Genomic DNA, 6,396 nt, shown 5'->3' with positions numbered 1-6,396 from the left:
GGGGAATGGTGGAGCCGAGGGGGATCGAACCCCTGACCTCTGCAATGCCATTGCAGCGCTCTCCCAGCTGAGCTACGGCCCCGTTCCGCTGTGGAGGCAGCCCACTAGCGGGGCCGCCGGGGCTCGGCAAGCACTTTTTTCAAGCACTCGCCGAGCCCGCTGGCAACTTAGTGTTCGTCGTCCTCGCTGGACGTTTCGACGCCCAGATCGTCGTCGCCGCCCAGATCGACTTCATCGTCGGGCGAGGGCTCTTCGTCCTCACCGGTGATGTCCAGATCCTCGTCGTCGCCGCCCGCCAGATCGCTGTCGGCTTCCTTGCTCTCGGGCTTGTTCTGCTCGAACGGCAGAGGCTGCTTCGACTTCAGGATGGGCTCGGGCTCCCACTGCGTCCCGCAATTGATGCAGGTAACGGGGTCGTCCTTTTCGAGGTCGTAGAAGCGCGTCGCGCATTTCGGGCACGTACGCTTCGTGCCCCATTCCGGCTTGATCATGCCGTTCATACCTTTCGGATTGGGTTTTCCGCCGGAGCGAAAAGTGGGCGCGCCTTGCCACAGCGCAAGCCCCCTGTCAAAAGCCCGCGCCATCTATGGCGCACACCCTTCCCCAGCCTCGCACCGTGCGAGCCGCCGCCGCCCTTCGCGGCACCATCGCCGTTCCTGGCGACAAATCGATCAGCCATCGCTCGCTGATGCTCTCCGCGCTCGCGGTCGGTGAAAGCCGCGTCGAGGGGCTGCTGGAGGGCGAGGATGTCCTCGCCACCGCCGCCGCGATGCGCGCGATGGGCGCGGACATCGTCCGACAGGATGACGGGGTGTGGGTGATCCACGGCGTCGGCGTCGGCGGGCTGCTCCAGCCCGAAACCGCGCTCGACATGGGCAATTCGGGCACCTCGACGCGGCTGCTGATGGGTCTGGTCGCCAGCCATCCGATCACCGCGACCTTCATCGGCGACGCCTCGCTGTCGAAGCGCCCGATGGGCCGCGTCATCGAGCCGCTGTCGCACGTGGGGGCGGAATTTCAGGACACGCCGGGCGGTCGCCTGCCGCTCATGGTCCGGGGGATCAGCCCGGCGGTGCCGATCCGCTACACCCTGCCCGTCGCGTCGGCACAGGTGAAGTCGGCGATCCTGCTCGCGGGCCTCAACACCCCCGGCGAGACGACCGTGATCGAGCCCATCGCCACCCGCGACCATAGCGAGCGGATGCTGGCGGGCTTCGGCGCCGACCTCAGCGTGACGCCATCGCCCGACGGCCGGATCATCACGATTCGCGGGCAAGCCGAGTTGACGCCACAGAATATCGTCGTGCCGGGCGACCCCTCCTCGGCCGCCTTCTGGCTCGTCGCCGCGTCGATCGTGCCGGGCGCGGACGTGACGGTCACCAATGTCGGCATGAATCCGACCCGCACCGGCATCATTGCCGCGTTGAAGCTGATGGGCGCCGACATCACCGAGCTGAACGCGCGGATCGTCGGCGGCGAGCCGGTCGCCGACCTGCGCGTCCGTCATGCATCGCTGACCGCGATCGAGGTGCCGCCCGAACTGACGCCGAGCATGATCGACGAGTATCCCGTACTGTTCGTCGCGGCGGCCTATGCCAGCGGAACGACGGTCGCGCGCGGAGCCGAGGAGCTGCGCGTCAAGGAGTCCGATCGAATCACCGCCATGGCCGAAGCGCTTGGCGCCTGCGGCGTCGTCTGCCGGGAATATGAGGACGGCATGGCCGTGACCGGCACCGGTGGCGGGCCCATTCCGGGCGGCGCGACGGTCGCGACCCTGCTCGACCACCGTATTGCGATGAGCATGACCATCGCCGCGCTCCACGCCCGAGTGCCGATCACGCTGGACGATGCCGCGCCGGTCGCCACGAGCTATCCCGTCTTCTTCGACACGCTGGACACGCTGGGAGCGAATGCATGATCATCGCCGTTGACGGCCCCGCGGCGAGCGGCAAGGGCACGATCGCCCGCGCGCTCGCCGCACATTATGGCTTGCCGCATCTCGACACCGGGCTGCTCTACCGTGCGGTCGCGGCGACGGTACGCGACATGCATCTCGACCCCGCGCGTGAAGCCGATGCGGTGGCGGCCTGCGGTTTCGACGACGGTCTGCTCGCCGATCCGGCGCTGCGCGACGACGAGACGGGCAAGCTCGCCTCGGTCGTGTCGGCGCATCCGCTGGTCCGTGCGGCGCTGCTCCAGCGGCAGAAGCGCTTCGCCAGCCAGCCTGGGGGCGCGATCCTCGACGGGCGAGACATCGGCACGGTGATCGCACCCGACGCCGATGCCAAGCTGTTCGTCAAGGCGACCCCGCAGATCCGCGCGCGGCGGCGGCATAACGAACTGGTCAGAAACGGATCGACCGCCACGTTCGAGCAGGTGCTGGCCGATATCCGCGCCCGCGACGCCCGCGACAGCGGCCGGGCCACCGCTCCGCTCACCCAGGCGGCGGATGCGGCGGCGCTCGATACGTCGAACCTGACGATCGACGCCGCGGTGGCCCGCGCGATCCGATATGTCGACGCACAGGTGGCAAGCAAGGTGCGCTAACGCGATCCTCCCCAATATGGCGAAGACGCCCCCGCCTTGCGCGAAACCCCGTTTTCGGCTATAGGCGCGCCGCTCGCAGACCCTGTTCCGCGGAGAGGCTGACGCAAGGCCATGCCTTCAGCGTCCGTTCCGCATTCGTGGCGGACCGCCGCTTTTCCGTGTTTCAGCACATCTTCGGGTCTGGTGGCGTCGACATGGGGTCGGCGCGGCCATCATCGAAGGTGGGCGGCGTGCCTGCCCGACCGGACGTGAAAAACTCTCAGGAACCTAACCCTTTTATGGCAACCAACCCCCAGCCCACGCGCGACGATTTCGCGGCGATGCTCGATGACATGTTCGGCGGTGCCGACAGCTTCGAGGGTCGCGTCGTGCATGGCACCGTCACCGCGATCGAAAACGACATGGCCGTCATCGACGTCGGCCTGAAGTCGGAAGGCCGTGTGCCCCTCCGCGAATTCGCTGCCCCCGGCCAGAAGGCCGACCTGAAGGTCGGTGACGAAGTCGAGGTCTATGTCGACCGCGTCGAGAACATGCACGGCGAAGCGATGCTCAGCCGCGACCGCGCGCGCCGCGAGGCCGCCTGGGACAAGCTGGAACTCGAATTCTCGAAGTCGGCCCGCGTCGAAGGCGTGATCTTCGGCCGCGTGAAGGGTGGCTTCACCGTCGACCTGAACGGCGCCGTGGCGTTCCTGCCCGGTAGCCAGGTCGATATCCGCCCCGTCCGCGACGTCACGCCGCTGATGGACATCCCGCAGCCGTTCCAGATCCTGAAGATGGACCGGAAGCGCGGCAACATCGTCGTGTCGCGTCGCGCGGTCCTGGAAGAGACCCGCGCCGAGCAGCGTTCGGGCCTGATCCAGAGCCTGGCCGAGGGTCAGATCATCGACGGCGTCGTCAAGAACATCACCGATTACGGTGCGTTCGTCGACCTCGGCGGCATCGACGGCCTGCTGCACGTCACCGACCTGTCGTACAAGCGCGTCAATCATCCGTCGGAGATGATCGCGATCGGCGACACCGTGAAGGTGCAGATCATCCGCATCAACAAGGACACGCAGCGCATCTCGTTGGGCATGAAGCAGCTCGAGAGCGATCCGTGGGATGGCGCCGGCGCCAAGTATCCGGTCGGTGCGAAGCTGTCGGGCCGCGTCACGAACATCACCGAGTACGGTGCGTTCGTCGAGCTGGAGCCGGGCATCGAAGGCCTGGTCCACGTCTCGGAAATGTCCTGGACCAAGAAGAACGTCCATCCGGGCAAGATCGTGTCGACCTCGCAGGAAGTCGATGTGGTCGTCCTCGAAGTCGATCAGGAAAAGCGCCGCATCTCGCTGGGCCTCAAGCAGGCCCAGGCCAATCCGTGGGAGGCGTTCGCCGCTGCCCATCCGATCGGCTCCACCGTCGAGGGCGAAGTCAAGAATGCGACCGAGTTCGGCCTGTTCATCGGCCTGGACAACGACGTCGACGGCATGGTCCACATGTCGGACATCGCCTGGGGCGTGTCGGGTGAGGATGCCCTCAACCTGCACCGCAAGGGCGAAGTCGTTCAGGCCGTGGTTCTGGACATCGACCCCGAGAAGGAGCGTATCTCGCTCGGCATGAAGCAGCTCGAGCGCGGCGGCCCGGTCGCTGGCGGCGTGGCTGCGGCTGGCGATCGCCTGAACAAGAACCAGGTCGTCACCGTGACCGTCCTCGAAGTCCGCGACGCGGGCCTCGAAGTCCAGGCGGGCGACGATGGTGCGACCGGCTTCATCAAGCGCACCGATCTGGGTCGCGACCGTGACGAGCAGCGCCCCGAGCGCTTCCAGGTTGGCCAGAAGTTCGACGCGATGGTCACCGGCTTCGATCGTTCGAAGAAGCCGACCTTCTCGGTCAAGGCGATGCAGATCGCCGAAGAGAAGCAGGCTGTTGCGCAGTATGGCTCGTCCGACTCGGGCGCGTCGCTGGGCGACATTCTGGGCGAAGCGCTGAAGGCGCGCGGCCAGAAGTAAACCACTGGACCGGGACACGTTTTTCAACAACGTGTCCCGGTTTTGTGCATTTTATGCCTTATTAGCCTGTTGCGTTGCTTAATCGTATAATAAAAACACTTTCAGCAGCGAGAAACACAGGTTAGGTACGTCTTGTCTGTAGCTTGGGACTAGACGATGATCCGTTCGGAACTGGTGCAAAAAATCGGCCAACACAATCCGGCCCTGAACCCGCGTGAAGTCGAGTTGATCGTGACTATCTTCTTCGACGAGATCACCAAGCGGCTGGCGGACGATGGTCGTGTAGAACTGCGCGGCTTCGGCGCGTTCTCTACCCGGTCGCGTGGCGCGCGAACCGGACGCAATCCCCGCACCGGCGAAACCGTCGAGGTGACCGCCAAGCGCGTCCCCTATTTCAAACCCGGCAAGGAAATGCGCGCGCGCCTGAACGTCGAAGAAGGCTGATCCCTTCTCCGTCAGCTGGACGGCGCCGCGGCAATACTTCCGGCGTCGGAACATCGGTCTTCGCTTGACCTTTCCGACGACCTCGTCTCTTCGTGTGCTCGTGTGCGGACGTGGCGAAACCGGTAGACGCTGCCGACTTAAAATCGGCTTCCTATGGAGTGCGGGTTCGAGTCCCGCCGTCCGCACCATCGCCTTGGGCGCGGCACTTTTGTCGGCCAGCGCCTGCGACCGCCATGCCGATACCGGCGCCGTGACGGTCAGCGCGGTGCAAGGGCAGCGCTCCATCCCCGGTGGGACGCGATCGATCCCCGGCGATGGCGATATGGCGCACCGGCTGATGCGCGACTCGCTGGCTCAGGGGCTGGTGCGGTTCGACGCCAATGGCCAGATCGAACCCGGCCTCGCCGAACGCTGGATCGTCATCGACGACGGCGGCAGCTTCATCTTCCGCCTGCGCGAGGCGCGCTGGAACGACGGAAGTCCGGTCACCGCCGAACAGGTGGTGCCGATCCTGCGTCGGCTCGCCTCTCCCCGCTCGGGCAATCCGCTGGCGCCGTTCCTGACCGCGATCGACGAGATCGTCGTCATGACCCCGCAGGTCATCGAGGTACGGCTGTCACGTCCGCGCCCCGATCTGCTCAAGCTGTTCGCGCAGCCCGAAATGGCGATCATCGACCGGACGCGGCATGGCACCGGCCCCTTCCGGATCATCCGCGCAGGGCCCCCGCCCCTGCTCCGCCCCATCGCCGATCCCCGCCGCGTCGAGCCCGATGACGACGCCACGCCAGCGCCCGAGGACGATGTCCGCCTGGTCGCGGAGAGCCCGGCACGGGCGATCCTGCGCTTCGCCAGGGGCGAGTCGGACCTGATGCTGGGTGGGCGCTTTACCGACTGGCCGCTGCTCGACGGACAACAGATCAATCCCGCTGCCGTCCGGATCGACCCCGCCGCCGGTCTGTTCGGTCTGTCGATCGCGAGCCGAGACGGCTTTCTGGGCGACGTCGCCAACCGCCAGGCGCTGTCGTCGGCGTTCGACCGGTCGGCGGTCCTGGCGGCGGTGGCGTCCAATTGGGAAGCGACCGACCGGTTACTCCCCGACGCGCTCGACTCGGACGCACCGCCGCAGATCCCCGGCTGGGCGCTACTCACGCTCGACGAGCGGCGGGCGGCCGCGCGGGCGCGGGTCGCCGCCTGGGGGCAGCCGGTCCGCTTGCGCATCGCCCTGCCCGATGGCCCCGGCGCGAACCTGCTTTACGGACAGATCGGCGCGACGCTGCTCAGGATCGGGATCACCCCGGTGCGTGTGGCGAGCGGCGCCGCCGCCGACCTGCGCCTGGTCGATGCGGTCGCGCCGTTCGACAGCGCGCGCTGGTATCTCGCCATGGCCTGCGCGCCGTGCGGCGAGGCGGCGCAGGCC

6 protein-coding genes and 2 tRNA genes are annotated in these 6,396 nt (G+C 67.0%); 6 read left to right on the top strand and 2 right to left on the bottom strand.

The window, feature by feature from the left end:
- Window positions 1–6: 6 nt before the first annotated feature.
- Both LRP66_RS18010 and LRP66_RS18005 read right to left on the bottom strand, forming a co-directional pair.
- Window positions 7–82: transfer RNA gene (locus tag LRP66_RS18010), tRNA-Ala, on the bottom strand.
- An 85-nt stretch (window positions 83–167) separates the two neighbouring features.
- Window positions 168–491, bottom strand: a complete 324-nt coding sequence (locus LRP66_RS18005; protein WP_230483981.1) for a TIGR02300 family protein — start codon at window positions 489–491, stop codon at window positions 168–170.
- 95 nt (window positions 492–586) lie between these two features.
- Here LRP66_RS18005 and aroA point away from each other — a divergent pair, with 95 nt between their 5' ends.
- The 6 genes from aroA to LRP66_RS17975 all read left to right on the top strand — a co-directional run.
- Window positions 587–1,918: a 3-phosphoshikimate 1-carboxyvinyltransferase gene (aroA, locus tag LRP66_RS18000; protein WP_230483976.1), complete on the top strand. Its 1,332-nt coding sequence runs from the start codon at window positions 587–589 to the stop codon at window positions 1,916–1,918.
- Entirely contained in the window at window positions 1,915–2,547 is a 633-nt protein-coding gene (locus LRP66_RS17995; RefSeq protein ID WP_230483975.1) for a (d)CMP kinase, read from the top strand. The genes aroA and LRP66_RS17995 overlap by 4 nt, the downstream gene beginning before the upstream one ends.
- Before the next feature lie 278 nt (window positions 2,548–2,825).
- Window positions 2,826–4,535: a 30S ribosomal protein S1 gene (gene rpsA, locus LRP66_RS17990; RefSeq protein ID WP_230483974.1), complete on the top strand. Its 1,710-nt coding sequence runs from the start codon at window positions 2,826–2,828 to the stop codon at window positions 4,533–4,535.
- A 156-nt stretch (window positions 4,536–4,691) separates the two neighbouring features.
- Window positions 4,692–4,979, top strand: coding sequence for an integration host factor subunit beta (locus LRP66_RS17985; protein WP_230483973.1), 288 nt, complete (start codon window positions 4,692–4,694; stop codon window positions 4,977–4,979).
- Window positions 4,980–5,083: 104 nt separating this feature from the next.
- Window positions 5,084–5,167 (top strand) — tRNA-Leu (locus tag LRP66_RS17980).
- A 20-nt stretch (window positions 5,168–5,187) separates the two neighbouring features.
- Window positions 5,188–6,396, top strand: a 1,209-nt coding sequence (locus LRP66_RS17975; RefSeq protein WP_230483972.1) for an ABC transporter substrate-binding protein, incomplete at its 3' end; no start/stop codon positions are given.

This window comes from Sphingomonas sp. Leaf21 (assembly GCF_916858675.1).
Classification (GTDB): Bacteria; Pseudomonadota; Alphaproteobacteria; order Sphingomonadales; family Sphingomonadaceae; genus Sphingomonas.
Note: the sequence above shows the minus strand (reverse complement) of the source record. Positions and strands in the feature narration are given on the sequence as shown.